This is a genomic window from Nostoc sp. LPT (genome assembly GCF_017115165.1).
In the GTDB taxonomy this organism is placed as follows: Bacteria; Cyanobacteriota; Cyanobacteriia; order Cyanobacteriales; family Nostocaceae; genus Nostoc.
In genome coordinates this window covers 41671-64796 of the sequence record NZ_JABXKF010000150.1, presented here as the reverse complement: position 1 = coordinate 64796, position 23126 = coordinate 41671, and the positions used below count along the sequence as shown (strand labels likewise).

Genomic DNA, 23126 nt, shown 5'->3' with positions numbered 1-23126 from the left:
GTGTTGAGGTACTCCAAAGTCGTGTTGAGGTACTCCAAAGTCGTGTTGAGGTACTCCAAACTCGTGTTGAGGTACTCCAAACTCGTGTTGGAGTACTTCAAACTTTGTCGCACCGCGATCAAGTACACAGGTGCGACGCCGAATAGCCCGCCGTAGGCATCGCTTTCATAAATCTCCACAAACAAAACGATGTCTAAGACGGGCTACGCCTACGCTTGACTTTTAAAACAGTCGCTACACATTTCTATTTTTTAGGCAAAACCTACCCAGTATTGACACCACTCTCTATTCTCCGTCTAAGTTGTGGTCTAAATACCTGAAAAATGCTATAAAGTCCATCAGCTTAATTAAGGGATTAAAAAGTCTAAATGGTTTCCTGGTTGGGCACGCAAATCTTCCACAGTTCCCTGAATTTGTAATTTGCCTTGATTTAATAGCACAATCCAATCAGCACGGGCAATTACTCTCGGACGGTGGCTAATCAGAATCGTAGTTTTGCCTTGGCGATGCAACAACAGCTGATTCAAAACTTGAGCTTCACTAACTGGATCGAGTCCAGCTGTTGATTCATCTAAAATCAGCACTGGTGGATCGTTGATGATGGCTCTTGCTATAGCCAATCTTTGCCGTTGTCCACCAGAAATATTTGAGCCAAATTCACCTAATACAGTTTGATATTTTTCAGGTAGTTTACTAATAAAATCGTCTGCCTCCGCAATTTGGCAACAGCGCTTATTTCCCTAGTGGACTACTCAAAGGTGAACAGTATATTTAGGGAAAAGCGCTGCTGAAACTTATCGACGGTTGCTGGTGGGCAACGTCAATGTTAAGTTTATTTAAGAAAAGTAGATGGGTAACAAAAAACTATGTAATATTAGTGCGTTCAAGAACTAGCTAATGGCTGGTAGGTCAATTAGCAATTGAGCTACGTGCAAAAGTAATTTCACCTGTGGCAACAGGGTAAATTATTTCAAACGCGACGCTTTATTTATCTAAAGCACGGTTAATCGTGTCTTACAAAGGCGCGATTAATCGTCTCTTGACGTTTATTGTTTCCCTTCTACTAAACTTCATAGTTTTGCCTATGGCGATGAATTTTCTATCCTATGCCACTTCCACCAACTCCACCAGCTGCACCAGTTCCACCATTTGTAGTTCCTCCATCAGTATCGCCAACAATAGTGCCACCACCGATAAAAACGCCACCAGTGGCATCGCCGCCTCTGCCGCCTCTGCCGCCTCTGCCGCCTGCGCCGCCATTGGCGTTACCACCACCAGAGAGATTGGCTTCTTCGTTGCTGCTTAATGCAGTAAACAATTTGCTTTGCATAATTTTAGTTCTCGCTTGATTGTTGGGATTTAAAGTCACGTCACATCAAAGTAAGAAATACAAACAGTATATTTAGTAACTTTTATGTGTCGATTACAAATCATTATAGGGATGTTGTTAAATTTATCAAGCAACTAAGTTCTTAAGAAATATGTATTACAAGTACGTAGCCAATGCTGTGGTTGGTTACAGATAATACTTGTTTACTTGAAAAAATTTCTTGTTTATCAAGAAATTACAGATATTGCTATATCTTTAAACATAAATAAGTAGGTTGACGTAAATATTTATCGTTGAGATAAGGCAGTAGGCAGGAGGTAAGAGGGTTTGATTCATGTTTATCTTTATTTATATAGTTATGTTTCTTTGCGCCTTTTTACTTACAGCAAATTAAAAATAGTATTTAAACTTAAGTAAAATTTTACATAAAAAATATACGTAATAAAAATCTATTACGTATTAATACGGTTAGTACTCGGCAAAATACATTGAAATACAGTACAGCAGATAAATAGAGAATAGTTTTTGATACAACTTCTTCCTAAACAAATTTCTAGAACTAAAACGATTGGATTCGACCTTTTTCTAACAAGCACGATCACTGAAATTTGCTTGTTATTCGTTTATTTTATACATTAGCAATTTGACTTTTTATAAGAAAGTTTTATATAGATGTATTTAAACGCGCTAAAACATTGATCAATCTGAAAAACAAAAGCTACTCAATAATATATAATTTTTGCTAGTAAATGAAGAAATGGTAAAATATTAGAAAAAATTATAAAGATTTGGTATAGCTAAAAAAATGCGCTACGCTAATTATTGTTTAGAGTAGGGTGTGCATGGATTTTGTACTTACATACCAATACATCCAGGCTAAACCTTGGTTATTGGGCTAAAGCTAGCGAGATTTTTTTGCACAACCAAAATGTTTTTTAACGTTCATGCTCATTGACCCCCAACCAGACTTTCTCCGCCCAGTTGAAAACGATGAATATCTTCCGTCAATCAGCATCTGGACAAGGCTCGGAGGAGTATTTTTAATTGGAAGTGTTGGCGCTGCCTTCAGCCTTGCAAGTTTTATTCAATACAACATAGTAGTGAAAGCAGATGGTACTGTCCGTCCAACAGGAGAAATACGGTTAGTGCAAGCAGCAGCAGAGGGGACTGTTAGAAGTATTAGGGTAAAAGAAAATCAAGTTGTGAAAAGGGGAGATGAGATTGCACTGCTCTACGACACCCAATTACAAAGTAAAAAAAGCCAAATTGCCGGAAATATTCGGCAGAATCATTTACAAAGAAAGCAAATCGATGCACAACTAAGAGCGCTACAGACTCAAATCACAGCTGAGTCCAATTCTATGGGGCAGGCGATTATCTCTGCACAAGCCGATCTGAGTCGTAATCAACGGGATTATAGAGACAAGCGAGTTACCACTAAGGCAGAAGTGGAAGAAGTAGAAGCCTCTGTGGAGTTAGCGAGGGAGGAACTGAAGCGATATCAGCAACTGGCAAATACTGGAGCGATCGCAACTCTACAGATTAAGGAAAAAGAACAAGCTTTTAAAGCAGCACTTGCCAGATTAGAAGGGATCAAAACTGGACTCAATCCCACTAGCGCAAATGTGGAGATCGCCCAAGAACGCATTGCCCAAGAACGGGCAAAGGGTGAGTCTATGCTTGCGGCATTGAACAAAGAAAGACAAGAACTTATTGGGCGTCAAGTAGAAATTCAAAATCAAATCAGCAGCGCTCAAGAAGAGCTAAAACAACTCTCAACGGAAGTGCAAAAAACTATAATTCAGGCTTCAGAGGCAGGTACTATTCTGAAACTAGAATTAAGAAATCCTGGGCAAGTTGTGCGGATTGGGGATGCGATCGCTCAAATTGCTCCTAGTAAAGCACCTCTGGTCATCAAAGCCCGTGTTGCCGCTTCTGATATTAGCAAAGTACAGGTGTGTAAAGCCGTACAAATAACAAAATGTTCAGAGGGGGAAGTACAAATGCGGCTTTCTGCCTATCCGTACCCAGATTATGGCATCCTCAAAGGTGCTGTCAGAGCCATAACCGCTGACGCCATTACATCTCAAGGTAACGGCAATCCAATTGCGCCTTACTATGAAGTGACAATTGAGGCAGAGAGACTTTATTTAAAAAAGGGCGATAAACCCTATCCCATTCAACCGGGGATGGAAGTTACAGCTGATATCATCTCCAAAAAAGAAACTGTAATGACATTTATTCTGAGAAAAGCAAGGCTGCTAACAGATTTATAGGCTTCTTCCTGTATTCCACGCCATTGAGAACCACTCAGGATTTACGCATTGAAAACCGGAAACCTCAATCCTCCCTAATTCTCCTCAAATACTTGTGTCTACACACAAGTATTTGAGAGTTGCACCACAGGTTTTTGATCCCTCCAACCCCCCTGCAAAAGCAACAGGGCTGTTTCATTGCCTCAAAGGTTGATAAGGGGTAGGAATAGGTTGAGGATTTGATGGTTTGCTTGACTGGGGAGTTGACCCACTCCAAACTTGATCGAACTGAGCTACCGATAACGACTGTAAAATACTGAGATTAAGCGGCTCTTTGCTGATAAAAGTGGCGTAGGAAGGCTGCAAATAGGAACGATATTCAGGGCGGTTAAGGAGATGGGTTTCTAAAAAAGCGACGCTGAGGGCGTTGAGATAGGAATAAATAGCAGCACGATCGGGGCCCAGTAAAGCAGGTGGCACAGGTAAGACATCATTTCCAGAAGTAGGTTCGGCGATCGCTGAAAAGTGGGTAGCATTTTCAATCAAAGCCAGGTATTTATTGGAGTCAGAAAGCCAGGTAAAGGGGCGAATTTGCTCAAATACAGGTGGTGCAAAAACATCTTGACTACCTGCTACCAGCATGACGGGAATTTTAATTTGACTGATTCCTTCCTGACCCAAAACTGAACTGTCAATGGGATTAATTGCAATGATCGCCTTGATGCGATCGTCTTTGAGTTCGTAATTCTTTGGAGGTAAATCGTTTGCTTGACACTGCAAAAACAGCGACAAATTAAAGGAGGAATTATCGGGATTGCAATCTTGCCTCAATTGCTCAAAGTTAATATTCGCTCCTGCTAAAGTCAAAACAGTATAACCACCAAAAGACTGACCGATCGCCCCAACTTGCTGAAAATTGAGTTTTCCTTGGAGGGTGGGATCGGATTTATCTAGACGCTGGAGTTCATTGAGTAGATATTTGATATCCAAAGGTCGGTTGATAAATTCTGCTGCATCAGGCGGCCCTGCCAAACCTGCAAAGTATAGCTGAAAGCGTTCGGCATTACTACCAGGGTGTTCCAATACAGCAACGGCAAAACCATAGGATGCTAGATGTTCAGCCAGGTAGACAAAGGTAGAGCGGTCTGAGGCCAGTCCGTGAGAAATTACAATCAGGGGAAAGGGAGGCGAAAATAATTCTCCAGCGTTTTGTGAACCTGCTGACGGTAAATAGATATCCACAGGTAGACGGCGTGAGCGACGAATGTCATTTAACTCCAGGCTTTTTTTCTGCCAGGTGAATTTTCCTGGCGATCGCAAATCTGGTTTTTGGGAGAAATCAATGTTGGAAGTGGCTGCTTGAGCGATCGCTTCTTTTTGAAGAGAGGCAAAAACTTCATCCTTTCTTTTGATCAATTGCGACAAGTCATCGACTATCCTTAACCCCTCTGTGAAATTCACCCGGATAGTATCGCTAGGAAATTTCCGCAGTAAATTCACAACCGTTAACCCCTCGCGATCCGCAGCAGACAAAATTAAAGAAGCACGTATGGCATAGAAGCCATTTATTCGAGACTCAGTGAGGAGTAATTTTCCTAGTTGTTGCACCAGCTGCTCGCCTATGGGTGAGTAGGTAACTTGAGATACTAGTGTAGGAGTGACATTAAAGCGCTGCTGGAGTAGATTCCGCAGTTGAGCAAGTTGTTCGGGAGTCGCACGACTAGCATAAAATGAAAAATCTTGATCGATTTTGCCTTCTTTAGCAAAGGTTTCCAGCGAGTCCACGGATAAAGAAAATTCGCCGAAGGGAGGATAATAAAAGCTAATGCGTTCAGCCCCCAATCCGGGAGTAGCAGTCAAGAACGTAGATAGCAAACCTAAACCCAGATATCTCAAAAATTTTTTCATTAGAAAAACCCACTATCTAACCCTGCTTAAACAAGTTTAAGCAGGGAGGAAAGCGGGGCGGGATATATAACCGCTTTCCTGTTTAATTGGTTTAGATATATCAAACAGGCTACAAGCACAATAAAGTAAGTACTTACCATAAATTTGACAGGAGCTTTCAACGATCAAAATACATCAGTAGCAAATTTTTCAGCCAAACAACATCAGTAGCGCGATAATAAATATAGAGATCAAAATTAAGTTATATGTCCTTTGCTTCCTGCGCCTGTTGTGTTGTCGTCCTCAACCAACAACAAGAGCAAAATATCTCCCACCAAAAGCAGTGCCAGGATGTGCCAGTTAACCACAGTAAGAGCACGGTTAAAAGTTGCACTGTAATTGAAAATGGTCGAGTGGTCGTTAAACCCTTACAACCACCACTCAATCAGACTTCTGAGTAACTTTCAGAAATTTAACCTCTTCATTCTAAAGGTAAAACATCGTGGAAGCGGTTGTAATCAATGTAGTGATGTCCATCGGGTGTGTGGTGAAAGATATCGACAAATTGATTGTTCCACAAAATCTCATTCGCACTATAGCTATGACGGGCATTGACGACCTGGACAACCGTTTCATCAATGCCACTCAAAGAGACAATCAGCATAGTATTTGTCTGGGTTAACGATTCTGGTGTCATCCCATATAAAGGACTAAACTCATCAATGACATGCATCACTGACCAGCTTAACGTGAAGCTAGGTGTTTGGTTCCTCACCAGTTTGAGATCGTGGAACCGACGCATGAACTGCCCTTCTAGGGTTACTTCGTCGCGCATCAAGTAGACTCGCATCTGCGCCTCCAGAATCGTATTGCGACGCTTATTAGCGCTGCGAAATATCAGAGTCGGCATTGCATCATGAACTGTAATGACAGCAACACGGCTAAAGAGTACACGGGCTGTAGGCCGAGAGAATCGAGCAAATGCTAGTCCTGTCATCACAGCAATTCCTACCAAACCGATCATTGCTTCAATCGTGACAATAATGTTGGCGTAAGTTGTTTTCGGATACATTGCCCCATAGCCGATGGATGCTAGGGTTTGGACGCTAAAGAAAAAGACATCTAAAAAAGAGCCAGGTTGGGCGTTGGCAATACAATCTCCTCCGATCAAGTAAGCTAGGGTAAATAGAGCATTAATAGTTACATAGAAAGTACAAATCAGGAGCAGAAAGCCAGTCCAGGGAATCGTTAGCAGCAGATGATAAGGATCGCGCCAGTAGGAATGCCATGCACCCATACCTATAATCTCAAATTTTCCATCTTGAACTTTAATCTGAATCGGTGAGATCAGATGCTGTCGTTTCTTGGGTGAAAGTCTCTTCAGTCGAAATTTCATTGCAAGTAGCCAAAAGAACGGCAACTACTTAGTATTGTAAATTAAGTTGCTTTAGAGACATTCACTCTATAGCAGTCCTAAATCATTTGTGAAATATTTTTGGAGTTGGCTATCATTAGTCATTAGTCATTTGTCCTAAGTCAATACTGCTTGGTTAAGAAGATTTGTAGGTTGGGTTGAACGGAGTGAAACTCAACAAAGCCATGAAAATGTTGGGTTTCGTTCCTCAACCTAACCTACATTGGAGTTATTTTTTAGGCAAAACCTACGCAGTATTGTGTCCTAAGTAAATTGCAAATGACAAATGACCAAGGACGACCATAACCAAAATTTTCACAATCTCATTTAGGATTGCTATAGACAATTAGGGAGTAGGGAGTGGAAATTTAAACTTTCTTTTCTTAAATCAGCAAAAAAATAGGGTGTGCAATGCTCACCCTACTAATTTATCTGTTAGAAACTTATTATTATGGCTTTAGTGATTGACCTTTAGAACAGCGATCAAACCACTCCTGGTATTTTTTCTGGTGCGACTCATCTTCAACAGCAATGGTAACACGCACCTGCTTACAGCCATTATTTCGCTCTAGTGCGATCGCATTCAATAATAAATTAGCAATTTTAGGTGAGCTAAATTCGCCGCTTATCGTTAAACCGTTGTTGAAATGTGTAACTTCAAGTCTTTCTACTTCGGTCAAATCAACGCCTGGAATTTCTCCTTGTCCTAAATCAATTTCTGCAAGTTGTTTGTGTTCTGGGCTAATTTGTTCCACAATCAGCTTTTCACGCCGGACAGGAACTTGTACTATCTGGGTTTCGATTACTTTGCGAACAATTACCTCACCAACTTTACGCTTACTGCTTTCAACAACTAGTCGTTCTTCTATTAGACGAATAATCTGGTCTTCAGGAACCTGTTCTAAATTTACTGGCTCAACTGGGCTATTGCTAATTTGATTTTTAGCTAATTGCTCAGTTGAGTTAAAATCGCCTGGTGTTTCTGATTCTAAATATTCAGGCATATATTCAATTTCTGATTTGTTTAAGTCGATGAAAACAGATTTAGTCGGCTTGTCTATTTGTTTTATTCTCTGGCTCTGCAACCGAAATAAAGAAGGATGTTTATCAGCTAACTGCTGGCTATATTCAGCAGTTTTTTGATTAGCCTGGTTAGATATAACGAGGTTTAGCCGACGATTACCATCCACAATTAAATCATGAACTACTCCTACTAGCTGACCTTGATTATCAAACACAGCAAAATTATTCACCTTCTTTCTTAAATCTGCCAGTGAGGAGCTAGTGCGAGAATTACCCTTTGCCTGTAAAGTGTTTTTTGCCATAGTTTGGCTATTCATCTGGAAAATTTACCAACTGCTTTCTACTTAGCTAAATTAAATGTATTAATCATCTGGATACCATTTAGGAAATATTTGCGCTCGATGCATTTCTCCAACTCATATCCAGAGTAATACTTGCAATCAAAAATCCTAAGTGGTATCAGGTATTGCGAGCACAGGTAAAGCTAATTCAACAGCTTTACCTGCACTGTGTAGAATTAATTATTAGTCATTAGTACTAGCTAATGACTATGTTTAGTTAACGTTCTTCAATTGGAAGATTACCAGAATTCACATCTAACTCTTCACGACGCACGGTTTCTTGAGTTTCAACTGTGTCTTGATCGACCACTTTTCTGACTCTGACTTCTTCACGCAAAAATGCTTCTTTGCGAACATCAGCAGTTTCTTCATGGATTTCTATGCGAGCAACTTCGCCTTCACGGAAGTCTGCTTCGCGCCCAGAAACAGTCGCACCCGCATCTGCTGGAGTTACACGTTCAATTACAACTCGTTCTCTTTCTACTGGCACTGCAACTCGTGCGGTATCAGTTTCAACACGCTTACCAATCGTTACTTCTCCAGTTTTTTGGCGTCGTTTGCTGGCAATCAGCCGTTCTTCATACAATTTCAAAGTTTGATGATCTTGCTCATTTAACCCGTATAAAGCAGGCTCATTTTCGTAAGTATAACTATCACGGGCGTAAGTGGGAGTTGTACCTAATGGTGTTACAGGCGATCCTAAAGGATCTAATCCTGCCAAAGGGTCTAATGGTGTTGCAGCTTCTACAGGAAGGTTGTAGTCTGTGGGTTGGCGATATACGCCACGCACCCGTTCTTCATAGTCGTAATCAAGGGTTTGACGTTCATTGAACTCAGGCAAATCTTCAGCTTGCTCTCTAGTCAAGCCAATTGTGTAAACGCGATCAATGCTATAGTCGATACGGGCGCGGCCAATTGGTAGTAATACTTTTTTACCAAAAATCCAGAAGCCTAAGTCAACAACTAGATAGCGAAAATGACCTTCTTCATCAACTAAAACATCGCTAACAGTACCAACTTTTTCATCAGTTCCCTGTGTATAGACACCCAGCCCCTTAATGTCATGACCATCAAAGCTCTCTTGATAACTAGGCTCAAAATCTTCTAATTTGTAAAGAACCATTATGTCTAACCTCAAATATTTTTTGTCATCTCTTAATGACTAAACTAGACATTTATTTATTTTTATACATCCTTCTGCCGAATGAATTATTTCCAGGGTTAAATAACCGAAAGTTATAGAGATTTTTAATCGATATGGCTAACTATAGACATGAAATTGGCAGCATCTCACTTGACTTTTGTAAAGATATGTCTAGCTTTAGTACACGGGATTTACCAAATATATTAAGATTTTCACTGCCAAGTTTTGTATCTTAGGATTTGTACATGGTTTATAAAAATGTAATTTTTTTAAATGTTAAGATTACCGACTTCTTAAAAAGTCGAGAATCTTGTTATTGAATAAAAAACACAGGCAGAGATAAAATTAATGTTGCCTACATGATTATTTTTAGATAAATCTCAGGACTTACACAAAAAAGCAGTGAAAGCCTTGATTTACCGTAGGGGCAATTCTTGAATTGCCCCTACATTTCGTACCTGATGCGTAAGTCCTAAATCTATCAAACAAATTTATAAACCACCTAATTAAATAGCTTCATGGCAGTAACACCATGTTATTGCAGATGTAAATTTCCCGCAGTATCAACATCTAACTCTTCTCGACGAATAGTGTCTTGTGCTTCTACAGTGTCCTGTTCTACTACTTTCTTCACCCGGACTTCTTCACGCACAAACGCTTCTTTATGTATCTCAGGCGTTTCTTCATACACTTCTATGCGTGCTACTTCCCCTTCTTGAAACTGAAGTTCATTGGGATTTACAACCTTTCCTGCTTCTGTTGGCGTAACTCGCTCAATCAGAACTCGTTCTTTTTGAACGGGTACTGTAAGGTGTACAGTTTCTGTTTCAATATGCTTACCAACCGTTACTTCTCCGGTTTTGATGCGGTGTTTGTTGGCAATTAATCGTTCTTCATAGAGTTTAAAAGTTTGATGAGATTGCTCATTCAACCCATATAAATCTGGATCTTCTTGGTAATTGTATGTATCGCGATCGGAAGTCACACCGCTAGTTGGAGAACGAAATACACTACGTACCTTTTCTTCATAATCATTATTAACGATCACGTCTTCTGTATGATCGGGTAAACCTTCTATTTGCTGTCTACTTAAGCCATCAACATAGACGCGTCTTTCTGGATAACTGATCCGGCAAAGACCAATTGGTAGTAAGATTTTCTTGCTAACAAAATCTAAGCTGATATCAATAATTAAATACCGGAAATGACCATCATCATCAACTAAAACGTCACCAACTGAGCCAACTCTGTCTCCTCCCCCAGTATAAAGATCCAGTGCTTTGAGATCGTCTCCGCCAAAAGTTTCTCGATAATTTTGGTCAAAATGTTCAAGTTTGTGAAGAGGCATACGCTATTCCTAAGTTGGTTTATAAGGTTTATTTACTAGTGTAAAAAATATTGAGCTAAGTATCCTCCTGCTGGCGACTGAGTTTAATGGAAATATGTGAAAATTTATTATTAGGGAAAGACTTAAGCTGAACCCTATTAATAATCAATAGAGATATAACTAAAGTTGTAAAAAACAAGACACTGTACTGAAATAAAATATTTTTTTCAACTGGTTGAGGCGATCTCCTCTGCGTAAGTCCTAATTAAGAGCCAATACTGAAACAATGGGAGTAGACACTACAGAACCATGCAGATTATGAGTGAACTTCCAAATACTCTTGAAGATGCGATCGCCCAATCTTGTGTAGCTGTGCAAGCTGCCCTTGCAGATGGTTGTACTCGCTTACAAGTTGAATTCCTGTTCCCAGAACTGAAGTTTATGCCGGTGGCGGAACAATTTCTACCGGCGTTTACAGATTATGATTCCCGTTTGAAGATTTTCTTTGCTGACGCTGGGGCTGCGGCTTTAGCCCGGCGTGATTGGGCAGATGCACCATTTCAAATTTTGGATATTGGTACGGGTAGGGCTGCTTCCTTGCAGACAAAAATTCAGCCAGAGGATGAAATTTTCTTATTTATCGCCCCGACATCCGTAGAAGTGCCGCAGTTAGAAAAGTTGTGTGAAGTAATAGGCGATCGCCCTTTAGTCTTGTTAAATCCTCGCTTAGAAGATTCTGGAACCGTGGGCATTGGTTATACAGCGAGAAAAATCCGCGATCGTTTTATCAGTACCATTGAATCCGCCTATTACGTGCGCCCCATAGACGATGAAAGTGCCCTATATCGCTGCTACCCAGGACAGTGGGAAGTTTGGCAGGAAACCAAAGGCGAATATCAAAGAATTGCCGAATTACCTACAAAACCATCTGGTGATGATTTGGATCTCATTGTTTTAAAAGGACAACCGCAAACAACAACAGACGCGACACCTGCGAGAAAGCCCAGTGTATTTAAGAGTTTGCAACGGTTTTTAAAAGCATTGAGTAGTTAAGATAATGCAGAGGTAGCAGGAGGAAACTTGATCATCTGCTGCCTCATTTTGAGTTTTTTATTTATCCTTTGATAGTAAATCGTCACGAGGAAGACTGCTCCCGTTGCGAGGAAGACCGCTCGCGTTGCGAGGAAGACCGCTTCCGTTGCGAGGAAGACCGCTCCCGTTGCGAAGAAGACCGCTCCCGTCACGAGGAAGACTGCTCCCGTTGCGAGGAAGACCGCTCCCGTCACGAGGAAGACCGCTTCCGTCACGAGGAAGACCGCTTCCGTCACGAGGGAGACCGCTTCAGTTTATTGGGGAGTGCGTAGACGCAAAGCGATTTGTTGCTAGATATCGCTGCTTCGGCAGAGCAACAAATTAGGCGATCGCACTATAATAATTCATAATTAATAATTCATAATTCATAATTAGTATCCTACGCACCAAGTTGCTCCATTTGAAGAGAAGTCACAGATAAGGCTGACTCCGTTGGCGCAACCCGCAGCAGGCATCATAAATTTGTAAGAGAATGATGCTGCGCTTTCCATCATTTCCATAAATAAATTTATTTGCTCTGTAACCATTAATTATGAATTATGAATTACGCCTGATGTGAATTAAAAACGCCTCTTGTACCGTAAGGGTTTTGAGATTGTCCAAAATCATAATTTTGGAATTATTAACGCAATTACATGGGTTTCAACACTTAATTCACATTAAACGTGAATTATTAATTATTCGGTCACACGGTGAAGTTACTGATTTATTAAGGGTGCTATGTCAGGAATAACTCAAAATTGGCAGTGTTGGTGTAGTAGGTTTGTAGTGGCAAGTGTGTTAATTGCTTCCTTGCAAGAGCGTGTTTTTGCCCAAATTATCCCGGATAGTACCTTGCCTAATAACTCTAGCGTTACAACGGATGGGAACATCTCCAATATTACTGGAGGAACACAAGCAGGAAGTAATTTGTTTCATAGTTTTGAGCAGTTTTCTGTGCCTACTGGTGTCACTGCTTCTTTTAATAATGCTGTAGATATTCAAAATATTATTAGTCGAGTAACGGGTAGGTCAATTTCTAATATTGATGGGTTAATTCGCGCTCTTGGTAAGGCTAACCTGTTTCTGATAAATCCAAATGGGATTATTTTTGGTCGGAATGCCAGCTTAGATATTGGTGGTTCTTTTGTGGCAAGTACAGCTAATGCACTGCAATTTGGAAATATCGGATTTTTTAGCGCTACTGAGAAAAATATCCCTTCCCCGTTGTTGACTATTGATCCTTCAGCATTGCTGTTTAATCAAACCGCACCGATTAGAAATAACTCAGTTGCACCAGCAGGAATAGATCCAGCAGGTTTAAACGCATTTGGTTTACGAGTACCAAATGGAAAAAGCTTACTGCTGGTGGGTGGTGATGTCAGCATGGAGGGGGGACAATTAAATGCTAATGGTGGACGAGTTGAGTTAGGAGGGTTGGCAAAACCTGGTAGTGTCTTGCTGGGTGTAGATGGCGATAATCTCAGCTTGATATTTCCTGAGAATGTTGAGCGAGCAAATGTACTTCTTTTCCCTTTTTTTTATCAAACAGCAGGTATTATCAATCAAGCAGCTACTATACATGTAGAAGGTGCTGGTGGCGGTAATATTGTAGTCAATGCCAAGAATCTAGAGCTTTTAGGAAGAAATGTCCTAAGTGCTGGTATTGGGCAAGGCTTAGGGACACCTGAAACCGTTGCAGGAGATATTACGCTTAATGCTACTGGGAAAATCCAAGTTGCTGATAGGAGCATAGTTGTCAATCTTGTGCGTTTAGGTTCAAAAGGTAATGGAGGTAATATTATTATCAATTCTGGTTCGTTCTCGTTACGCGATGGCGCTCAACTTGGTACCTCAACATTGGGACTAGGGAATGCAGGGAATGTCAATGTTAATGTTACTGGGAAAGTTGATATTGCTGGAAAGGGAAATTTTTTTGGTTTTACTATTGTTAGTCTGATTGGCAGCTTTGTGGAAACGGAGGCAGTTGGCAATGGAGGTAACATTACTATCAATTCTGGTTCATTCTCGTTAGGCGATGGCGCTCAACTTACTGCCTCAACATTGGGATTAGGGAATGCGGGGAATGTGACAGTACGGGCACGAGATGCTGTTTCCCTCGCTGGTAATGCTGCCATCTTCAGCACACTAGGTTCTACAACCGCGCCAATCATTAAAGTCAATTTTGATGACTCTGGGCGTCCCACAGTCACAATTGAGCCTCGCGAACAAACTATTAACCCAAATGCTTTAGGTAATAGTGGAAATATAAACATCACATCTGGGTTACTCAGTATCACTAATGGCGCTCGACTGACTAATAGCATCTTTGGCAGAGGAAATGCAGGTAGTATCATTCTGAATACTCAGAATGCAGTATTCAGTGATTCATCAAGTGGTGTTTTTAGTGCAGTGGAAAAAGAGGCAGTGGGGAATGCCGGAACCATTGGAATTACCACAAATGAACTAACACTTAAGAGCGGTGCTCAATTAGTTGCCAGCAGTTTTGGAGAAGGAAATGCAGGTACTATAACAATTCAAGCCACCAATAAATTTTTAGTAAATGGAATCGATAGCAATGGCTTACCTACGGGTGTATTTGCAGAATCCAGAACAGGTCAGGGTGGAAATATTCGCCTAAATATAGAAAATTTACTTATGTTGCGTTATCAGGGTTTAATCTCTGCTACTAGTGGTGTTGCTGGTAGTAATGGACTTGACGGCAATATAAACATCGACACCAAATTCTTAGTCGCTGTCCCCTCCGAGAACAGTGATATTATTGCCAATGGCTTCGGGCGAACTCCTGGTAGTAATATTCAAGTCAATGCCCAAGGAATTTTTGGCACTCAATTTCGGAAACAGCAAACCTTAGAAAGTGACATTGTTGCAACTGGAAAGGTCACATTAAACACGCCCGATGTTGACCCTAACCAAGGATTAAGCGAATTGCCAACAACACCAGTTGATACCAAGTTAGCCCAAGGTTGCTACAGTCCTGGTTACGCCCAAAACCGATTTGTAATCGCTGGACGCGGTGGTTTACCACCCAATCCTAAAGACATTCTCACTCCTGATGCAGTCCAAATAGATTGGGTATCCCTTAAACCCCGCAACAACAACCGTTCCTTACCACCTGTTACTAGTAAACCAACTATCTCCACTCCCAAACGCATTGTTGAAGCTACAGGTGCAGTGCTAAACGCCAAAGGACAAATAGTCCTCAGTGCTAATTCATCTACCCCTACTCCTCACACTTCTAGACAGAACCCAATTCAATGTTATGGTAGCTAAAGTTACTCAGACTTTTGCAGCGTCCGGCTTGCTGTGGCTCAGTAACCTGACAATTACATCTAGCGGGTGCCTAAATCCAGCTACCATCTCAATTAACCAGACAATTGATTAAGCCCGCCTTAAACGTAGGCAAACTTCCGTCACAGTGTACTAGTTAGCTGCTATGGCGCGTGAAATCGCCGTAGTCGATGAAGTATTGCAGCAAGAAGCAAGCACAACTGCGATCATGACGCATGGCAATTTAATGGCGCTGATTCTGAAGCATTTTGATGATTGCATTGGTTATATTGAATGGGAAAAACTGAGCAATCCAGATGTGTATCGTGTACAGTTTTTCAACGGTGCAATATATTTAGAGCGAATGATATTTTTCTAAGTAGTTTAGCAACAACCCTTTAACTCACAGCATAATCTGTATACTGCCGTATGTAAGGCGGGTGAAACCCAACGACAATATCGAGTTAAAAATATCACTTATGGGGGAATAGAACAAAGATAGTTAGTAGTATAGAGCCAAGCCAGAAAAAAATCAGATTTAGAGAAGCTAGCTAAAAAAATCACGAAAGCTGAAGAGAAAAATAAAATTGATTTAAAAAAGTTGTCTCAAGAAAGATTTGCCTGTGAAGCTGATGCAATTAAGGTAATCGCTCAATAATCCGGGGTAAATCGCTCAGTGACAAGGCTCAAATGGCGTAAACTCGTTCCTGAACTAATAGTTCGCCCCGATTTATTGAGCGGATAGTAATGATGGATGAGCAGAACAATCAAAATTATCGTTCACAAAGTCGTTACTGACCGTCCCGCACGCAGGGAACCACGAGTTCAAAAACGCCGCCCCAAAGCTTACCCCTTCATGACAAAACCTCGACAAGAATTACATGAAGAGTGCTGAGTTCCGAGTGCTGAGTGCTGAGTTGAAAGACCACCCACAAGGGGTGGGGTATCAACCTTCTCCTGACTGTATAATTCCGCCCACAAGGGGCGGGGCTAAAACCCAAGTACATAAGTACTGAGTAATTCTTAATTCACTCAGCACTCAGGACTCAGTACTCAGCACTGAGTTAGTAAACAACTGCAAACTTCGTAATTGGCAACTGTTTCCGCTTTTCTTAGTACCATTTGTCTTTAGACTACAGTGACTCCTAGCGTATAAGAACCAGGGTCAAAATAGCCAGAACTGAAAGTTCCGCCATTTTGAGGGAAGTAATCATAATCACTTACTGAAATGGAGTAAGTACCTGCCCCTAGTGAAGCGGTGATTGATAGAGAAGTACTGGAACTCTGTAAGTTCCCAGCACTATTAAATAGGCCGAGAACTGGAAAGCTACCACTGTAATTCGGCGTGCTAATAGTCACAGTTCCTGGGTTAGCTAAAGAAAATGTGAAAAAGTCGAAATCAGGATTGTTCCCTGGAAGTCTTGCCAGTTGAGCAGAGGTATTAACTTCTGAACCTGATGTTAAAGTACCTAGCTTCTCAGCAGTGGCTAGTGTGTTGTTTGTCCCTTGTCCAGCATCTTCTTTCTCGTAGAACAGGAAGTCGTCACTATCAAGCTTCAGAGGCGATGCTTGCACAACACCAACGAGTTCATCTAGCTCTCCTGAGTTGTCCAGAAATACCCTTGTATCGGCTCCCACAGTCTGCAAGCGATAGTCTGCCACTGTTCCTTTGAGCTGGATTGTATCTTCGTTGGAGTTGAAGCCACTGATGGTAGCGTAGTCTGCCAAACCACTACTTTCACTGTTGTTATCGTCATAGAAGACATTAGTAGCATCTCCAAGTAAGAACTGATCTTCCCCAGGCCCTCCAGTTAGGGTATCAACCTCCCCTAATCCAGGAGAATCAGAACCGTTAGTATCAACGCCTATGAGGATATCATTTCCAGGCCCTCCAAGGAGAGTGTCATTGCCGACCCCGCCACGGAGGGTGTCATCGCCTTCTCCTCCTTCGATTTGGTCATTGCCAGCCCCGCCAAACAGGCTGTCATTCCCATCCTCGCCCAAGACGAGGTCATTACCTTCCTGACCATCAAGAAAGTCATCGCCATCCCCACCAAGCAAGGTGTCATTGTTGCCTCTGCCAAAGAGGGTATCACTGCTGCCTCCTCCAATCAGGGAGTCGCTAAAACTAGAACCAAAGACTTGCTCGATATTGAACAGGACATCATTCCCATCTCCCCCACTGGCAGTTCCAGTGCCAAGGTCAACGGTGACTCCGGCAGTGGCATTTAAATAATCAGCAGTATCAACGCCATCTCCACCAAAGAGTTGGTCATCCCCGCCTCCACCTTGGAGTTGGTCATTGTCACTTCCACCAAGCAGAATGTCATTGCCGCTGCCGCCTAGCAGGGTATCATTGCCTTCTCTACTAATGAGAGTGTCACTCCCGTCCTCACCTTGGAGTTGGTCATCGCCAGCCCCACCAAGCAGGATGTCAATGCCGCTACCGCCAAGCAGGGAGTCATTGCCGTACCCGCCATTGATAAAGTCGTCGTTAGTCCCGCCAAGGAGGGTGTCATTGCCGTTATCGCCAAACAGGCGGTCATTACCAGCCTCACCATTGATAGAGTCATTCCCGTCCCCACCACTGAGGAAGAAGTCATTGCCAGCTCCGCCCAAGAGGGTGTCATTGAACCTAGAACCAACGATTCTTTCAATCTCCAACAGGACATCCTTCCTGCCCTGCCCTGTAGCGGTTCCAGTGGCAAGGTTAATCGTGACTCCGGCAGTGGCACTGAAATAATCAGCAGTATCAACACCAGCTCCACCCAAGAGTTGGTTATTGCCAGTCCCACCACGCAAGGTGTCATCGCCAGCCCCACCACGGACAATATCGTTGCCTTCCTCGCCATCAAGCAGGTCATCGCCAACTCCACTATCAAGGGTGTCATTGCCACCTCTACCAAAGAGGGTGTCATTACCGCGCCCGCCAGTTAGAATGTCGCTGAAACCAGAACCAAAGACTTGTTCGATATTAAATAGGACATCATTCCCAGCCCCTCCACTGGCAGTTCCAGTCGCTAGGTTAACGGTGACACCAACAGTGGTATTTGAATAGTCAGCAGTATCATTGCCAGTCCCACCAAAGATTTGGTCATCCCCGTCCCCTGCTTCGAGTCGGTCATCGCCAGCCCCGCCAAGGAGGGTGTCATCGCCAGCCTCACCAATCAAGTTGTCATTGCCATCCTCGCCATCAATCTGGTCATCGCCAGCCCCGCCATTGAGCGTGTCAACCCCTTCCCCGCCAAAGAGTTGGTCTTTACCGTCTTCTCCAGCGAGTCGGTCATTTCCGTCCCCGCCTTCGAGAAGGTCATTGCCAGATCCAGCTAGGAAAACATCATTACCGAACCCACCAAGCAGGGTGTCGTCACCGCCTTTGCCAAGGAGTTGATCGTTGTCCTCCTCGCCTTCGAGAAGGTCATTGCTAGATCCACCAAGGAGGACATCATCGCCGAACCCACCAAGCAGGGTGTTCTCGCCGTCCTCACCATTGAGAAGGTCATTGCCGTCCTCGCCATTAAGCGAGTCATTGCCAGCCCCACCCAAGAGGTCATCATTGCCGCCCCGACCAAAGAGGTTATCATCACCGCCCTGACCAAGGATAGCGTCATTCTCAAACGTGCCAATTAGAGTGTTATTCGTGTTGTCTCCAATAAGGTCTGCCATATCAATCCCCTCGGTTATAAGTTTGATTCAGAGATATTCGCTGGCAGAGGTGTCATCTATGAGTAGCCCTGCCAGCAGGGAGAAACCCTAGATAGGTAGTTCAAATAAATGTAGCATGTATTTACACTGGTTTCGTAACCGCTCAATAATTCGGGGTAAATCGCTCAGTGACAAGGCTCAAATGGCGTAAACTCGTTCCTGAACTGGTAGTTCGCCCCGATTTATTGAGCGGATACCTGGTTTCTTGGTCTAGACACTACCTAAATAGTTATCACTAGCATAGGGCAAAGGCATCTTATTTGCTACTAAAAACTAAGAGAGGAATGGCACTAAGAAAAGCTGAAACACTTGCGGTTTAAGCAGTTTGCAATTGTTTGCGTAATTCATGCCGTGGTTTGGTCATTAAGGGGTAGGCTTTCGGACGACGTTTACGAACTCATGGTTCGTTTCTAGCAGGACGGTCAGGAACAGCCTTGTGAGCAATAACTTTGAGTTGCATTTGCGATAAATTTTAAGACATTTTGTTGAAGTTGCAGCTAAGAGGCTATTTATAAAGTAAATCTAAAGGTGGCTAATCAAATGAAATGATAACGATAAGATACTTTTGAGATAGTGCATTTACGTAGCGTTCAATGACTCGAAAGGCTTATTCTACCGATCTGAGTGACTCAGAATGGGCTATTCTAGCTCCCTTAATTCCACCAGCTAAGTCCGGTGGACATCCGCGCACAACTGATATGCGCGAAGTATGCAATGCCATCTACTACCACTTGAAAACAGGTTGTCAATGGGACATGCAACAGGCGTGACTTTCCTCCAAGCTTGACGGTTTATAGTTATAGCCGTAGCCACATAGGTTAGGACAATATTGATTGCTAAAAGCCTTGATTTAACTGGGTTTCTACTCAGCACGGGCTAAACGCCCCGCTGACGCTAACAGCACTCAGCACTCAGCACTTTGCTATACTACCGGAAATGGCACAAACAAGGAGTTTGGCAAGAATTGAACCACACACTACGTAACCAGGTTCGGGAACAAATGGGTAGGTCAGTCCAACCAACTGCGTTAGCAAAGCTCGCCGTAGGCATCGCAGCAGACAGTCAGTCGGTGAAAACGACTGAAAAAAGGGAGCCAGTGCGTTGGGCGGGAAAAGCCCGACTTGAAGCAACTGGCGTGGTAAGTGTACGGCAATGATTGCGGTAAGCTGAGTTTTGCGGACGTAAACGCCAAACTAAAGATTTACTTTATAAATGGTCTCTGAAAGTGGCAATTCCTAACTTTTTTAATTCGTTTGCAATGGTGCATTCAAGACTTTCTCGATGCGATCGCGCGTTTCTAATAAGTGCGCTTTGGTATATTCATCCTCAGAATTAACACCCTTGAGCTTCTCGTCAAGCTGTTTGAGTTTATACCATGCTAAAGTACGAGCATCTTCTGGAACATATTCTTTTCGCAATACCATACTAGTCAAAATGTCCAGATATTGACGCTGCAAGCCTCGCCGCAAACTGGCAATCTTCATTGGTTTACCTTTTGGTTTGATGACTTCCGTCCAAATACCAGACTGTAAAGTATCAAATAATTCTGGCAGAGTCAATGCTTTTCCTTCGGGAGTTTTGAGTTCAATATCCTTGAGACGAGAGAGGCGATCGCCTGAGAGTAAATCTCGCAATACAGAACCCTGCATCAGTAGCACCAAGTCATGAATGGGAAAATCCAAACGACCAACTTGCACAGAACTACCCCAATGTCGCCAACGGGAAGGTGCTAATTTATTCAGCAATTCTGGTGAAAAACTGAGGGCATCTTCTGCAAATACATATTTTTGCAGCGTTTCTAAAGCTTGGCGTTGTTCTTCAACGGGTACTGGTTCAAATGGTAAACGGTGTTGGGGAACTCCAGAGACTTTCTCCGAAGGTATGTCATTGGGGTGAATGCGATAGAAAGATTGTCCCCCGATGTATTTGGTGGTGAAATATATTTGCTGGAAATAGTTACCCAATACTGTGCTAAAACGTTCGCTGACATCGCTGTAACTATCACCAGCCATTGGAAAACGCTTATCCAGACGTTCCCACATCACCCGCGAATTATTCAACTGCCACTGAGAATAAAGCAGCACATTACCGCTGTTATCCCAAGCATCAGCTGTGGGGTCAAGGTCATATACATCTTCATCTGTGGAATAACTCAACTCTGGCTTGTAGGATTGTGCAGCAATTTCCTCCAAAATTGGCTTTTCTGCTATGGGAGTTGATGTCTGAATTGTTGTGTAGCCGTACTTAATTGCCCATTCATCATAAGGCCCCACTATACTAGGAAAATAATCTCCTTGTTTTGTCCCTTGAGGGGCGATATTTGGGGGAATATAGTCCATGACAGAAGTTGTCAGACCTTTATTTTTAGTAATTTCTGTATTATTCATCTCCTGTGGTGGTAGCAGCGTACTACCACGGAAGTTATGACGTAAACCAAGAGTATGTCCAACTTCGTGAGCGATGATTAAACGTAAATATTGATTGATATATTCTTTCACCTGGTCTGGAGTAGCCATAGTATCAGGCAGCAGTGACATCGCCAGTGAACCTAAAGCAAACTGGTTAGCAGCTTCCATCCCGTAGCATAGATCGTACTCGCCTGCCATTTTCGATAAATGACTCAACAACCCCTGTTGCCCTTGCATCTTCTGGGGTACACCATTATTTTTCGCATCTAAACCATTGGCGCAAAGTAGACGATTTTGCATCAAAGCTGATAAGGTAGTGCGATTTTCTGTTTGGCTGGGTTGGACGATTTTGCGATATTCACTCTTGAGTGCGCGGATAAAGCTAGCATCTACAAGAATGTCTGCATCCAAAATTTCCCCTGTCAACGGGTTAACGCGGGATGGCCCCATCGCAAAGTAGCCATCGACTGTATTAATCCAGCGAATCGTGTTGTAACGAATATCTGCCGGGTCCCAGGTAGCATCATCTGGCATTTGGCGGACTTCAATTGCATCCTTGAATCCGGCTTTGAGAAAGGCTTTGTTCCACATGAGAACGCCTTCTTTCATGGCATCGCGGTATTCTAAGGGTACAGCGTTATCAATCCAGAAGACAATCGGTTTTTTGGGATGAGAAATGACTGCTTTCGGGTCTTGTTTTTCTAAATGCCAGCGATTGATGTAACGAACAAAAGAATCGCCGCGATTGTCGTCTTTGGATAAATCTTGGTAGGCGGTGATGAAATAGCCGACGCGATCATCAGCAAGGCGCGGTCGATAATCTTGATCGGGTAGTTGGGAGAGACTGTAGTGAACGCGCAGGGTAAAGCCACGGTTGTCAGCTAGCGATGCAAAGCTTGCCACTTCAGTGTTGGGTTCAACGCTACCAGAGTAATTTAAAACTGACTCGACTTCTAAGTTTTGGGGAAAGGCTTTAGCAGTACCAAAATAGGACTGGTCTGTGCTTGTGGGGACTCCTAAACTTGCAGATAATCCAGCTAAGTCTGTGAGTAACAAATCTCCCAAGTCAATGAGAATAGTTTTGCGTTCTGGATGAATGCTTTTAATGGAAATGTTGTAGAGAACAGAGTCACTAAAAGATCGCGTCAGCGATCGCACCTGCGGATCTCCCTCACGAGTGCGAAAATTCACATTGCGGATGACAAAGTGTAGTTTATCATCCACCCGTTGGAAATAAAACAAAAAATCTTGCAGAGGCATACCACTGTAAATACCCCGTTCGCCAATGCCCGATTCCAGGGTTGCCGTAGCTAGGTAATTTTTATTAAGTTGTTCTGGCTTAATTTCTAGATAAATCTTATTCTTTTCTTTATTGCGATAAAGGGTGAACAATCCCCCTGACTTTTGGGTGTTTTTAATTACTTCGTTAAATGGCTCTAAATCATCCTTTGCTGCTGGTTTAGCACTAGTATTGGGCTTTCCATCCGGTTTTTCTGCGGGTTTTGCAACTTGTAAGAATGGTTGCTGACCTGCTTTTTTCAGGTTTTCTACTATCCAAATAAACGGTTGAGGCTGTACGTGTTTATTTTGATTAACTACCCAAACTTGCCCTGACGGTAGTCTCTTCTGAGGAATATTAATATCCTTTAATGATAAGGCTGAAATTTTAGTTGAAGAAGTTTCTGTCGATAACTTACTATTGGATTTATTTCCACTTTTAGCTGTAACGACATCTTCTACAAGAATATGCTTGGCTGTATCAACATTGTTAACAAACGGTGACTTAGCGCTAGCTGTCGCTATTCCTAAAAACAAACTATGTAACAAAATCATATAAAAGGTTAATCTGTTCATCGCATTCATGGCCTGATAACAATCTCTCGTTAATTTTTAACTTTTGCAAAGGCAAATAGGCTGCCCTCTGCCGATT

Annotated in this window: 16 protein-coding genes and 3 pseudogenes; 8 read left to right on the top strand and 11 right to left on the bottom strand. The window is 42.5% G+C overall.

Annotated elements, in window-relative coordinates; all coding sequences use genetic code 11:
• Positions 1-347: 347 nt before the first annotated feature.
• Both HWQ58_RS29530 and HWQ58_RS29525 read right to left on the bottom strand, forming a co-directional pair.
• Positions 348-725 (bottom strand): annotated as a pseudogene (locus HWQ58_RS29530) (ATP-binding cassette domain-containing protein); the annotation flags it as partial.
• Positions 726-1099: 374 nt separating this feature from the next.
• Positions 1100-1330: a hypothetical protein gene (locus tag HWQ58_RS29525; protein ID WP_292870996.1), complete on the bottom strand. Its 231-nt coding sequence runs from the start codon at positions 1328-1330 to the stop codon at positions 1100-1102.
• Between the two features lie 944 nt (positions 1331-2274).
• On the opposite strand from HWQ58_RS29525, the gene HWQ58_RS29520 reads away from it, so the two are divergent.
• On the top strand, positions 2275-3606 hold the full coding sequence (locus tag HWQ58_RS29520) for an HlyD family efflux transporter periplasmic adaptor subunit (protein WP_292870994.1): 1332 nt from the start codon (positions 2275-2277) through the stop codon (positions 3604-3606).
• Positions 3607-3780: 174 nt separating this feature from the next.
• Here HWQ58_RS29520 and HWQ58_RS29515 read toward each other — a convergent pair whose 3' ends face one another.
• Positions 3781-5493, bottom strand: coding sequence for an alpha/beta hydrolase (locus HWQ58_RS29515; protein ID WP_292870992.1), 1713 nt, complete (start codon positions 5491-5493; stop codon positions 3781-3783).
• Between the two features lie 245 nt (positions 5494-5738).
• Here HWQ58_RS29515 and HWQ58_RS29510 point away from each other — a divergent pair, with 245 nt between their 5' ends.
• Positions 5739-5933, top strand: a complete 195-nt coding sequence (locus tag HWQ58_RS29510) for a hypothetical protein (protein ID WP_292870990.1) — start codon at positions 5739-5741, stop codon at positions 5931-5933.
• A gap of 20 nt (positions 5934-5953) precedes the next feature.
• Here the strand turns inward: HWQ58_RS29510 and HWQ58_RS29505 are convergent, their stop codons facing one another.
• The 4 genes from HWQ58_RS29505 to HWQ58_RS29490 form a co-directional block, all read right to left on the bottom strand.
• Positions 5954-6868: an ion channel gene (locus HWQ58_RS29505; protein WP_292870988.1), complete on the bottom strand. Its 915-nt coding sequence runs from the start codon at positions 6866-6868 to the stop codon at positions 5954-5956.
• Between the two features lie 467 nt (positions 6869-7335).
• Positions 7336-8226: a DUF2382 domain-containing protein gene (locus HWQ58_RS29500; RefSeq protein WP_292870986.1), complete on the bottom strand. Its 891-nt coding sequence runs from the start codon at positions 8224-8226 to the stop codon at positions 7336-7338.
• A 241-nt stretch (positions 8227-8467) separates the two neighbouring features.
• Positions 8468-9373, bottom strand: a complete 906-nt coding sequence (locus HWQ58_RS29495; RefSeq protein ID WP_292870984.1) for a DUF2382 domain-containing protein — start codon at positions 9371-9373, stop codon at positions 8468-8470.
• A 556-nt stretch (positions 9374-9929) separates the two neighbouring features.
• Positions 9930-10742 carry a DUF2382 domain-containing protein gene (locus HWQ58_RS29490; protein WP_292870982.1) on the bottom strand — a complete coding sequence of 271 codons (813 nt, stop codon included), beginning with the start codon at positions 10740-10742 and terminating at the stop codon, positions 9930-9932.
• Between the two features lie 297 nt (positions 10743-11039).
• On the opposite strand from HWQ58_RS29490, the gene HWQ58_RS29485 reads away from it, so the two are divergent.
• A complete protein-coding gene (locus HWQ58_RS29485) occupies positions 11040-11774 on the top strand; it encodes a DUF1995 family protein (RefSeq protein WP_292870980.1) in 735 nt (244 codons plus the stop codon).
• Here the strand turns inward: HWQ58_RS29485 and HWQ58_RS29480 are convergent.
• A complete protein-coding gene (locus tag HWQ58_RS29480; RefSeq protein ID WP_292870978.1) occupies positions 11771-12049 on the bottom strand; it encodes a hypothetical protein in 279 nt (92 codons plus the stop codon). The genes HWQ58_RS29485 and HWQ58_RS29480 overlap by 4 nt on opposite strands.
• Before the next feature lie 484 nt (positions 12050-12533).
• On the opposite strand from HWQ58_RS29480, the gene HWQ58_RS29475 reads away from it, so the two are divergent.
• Positions 12534-15086: a filamentous hemagglutinin N-terminal domain-containing protein gene (locus HWQ58_RS29475; protein WP_292870976.1), complete on the top strand. Its 2553-nt coding sequence runs from the start codon at positions 12534-12536 to the stop codon at positions 15084-15086.
• Positions 15087-15249: 163 nt separating this feature from the next.
• A complete protein-coding gene (locus HWQ58_RS29470) occupies positions 15250-15462 on the top strand; it encodes a hypothetical protein (protein WP_292870974.1) in 213 nt (70 codons plus the stop codon).
• Positions 15463-15481: 19 nt separating this feature from the next.
• Here HWQ58_RS29470 and HWQ58_RS38600 read toward each other — a convergent pair.
• A pseudogene (locus HWQ58_RS38600) lies at positions 15482-15544 on the bottom strand (XisI protein); the annotation flags it as partial.
• A gap of 293 nt (positions 15545-15837) precedes the next feature.
• Here HWQ58_RS38600 and HWQ58_RS29465 point away from each other — a divergent pair.
• On the top strand, positions 15838-15978 hold the full coding sequence (locus HWQ58_RS29465) for a hypothetical protein (protein ID WP_292870972.1): 141 nt from the start codon (positions 15838-15840) through the stop codon (positions 15976-15978).
• Positions 15979-16211: 233 nt separating this feature from the next.
• Here the strand turns inward: HWQ58_RS29465 and HWQ58_RS29460 are convergent, their stop codons facing one another.
• The gene (locus HWQ58_RS29460; protein ID WP_292870970.1) at positions 16212-18749 is read right to left on the bottom strand and encodes a calcium-binding protein; all 2538 of its coding nucleotides are present in this window, start codon (positions 18747-18749) and stop codon (positions 16212-16214) included.
• 632 nt (positions 18750-19381) lie between these two features.
• On the opposite strand from HWQ58_RS29460, the pseudogene HWQ58_RS29455 reads away from it, so the two are divergent.
• Positions 19382-19595: pseudogene (locus tag HWQ58_RS29455) on the top strand (transposase); the annotation flags it as partial.
• 112 nt (positions 19596-19707) lie between these two features.
• Complete coding sequence (locus HWQ58_RS29450) at positions 19708-19944, top strand: hypothetical protein (protein WP_292871000.1); 237 nt, start codon at positions 19708-19710, stop codon at positions 19942-19944.
• Positions 19945-20032: 88 nt separating this feature from the next.
• Here HWQ58_RS29450 and HWQ58_RS29445 read toward each other — a convergent pair whose 3' ends face one another.
• Positions 20033-23050 carry a zinc-dependent metalloprotease gene (locus tag HWQ58_RS29445; protein ID WP_292870968.1) on the bottom strand — a complete coding sequence of 1006 codons (3018 nt, stop codon included), beginning with the start codon at positions 23048-23050 and terminating at the stop codon, positions 20033-20035.
• Positions 23051-23126 lie beyond the last annotated feature (76 nt).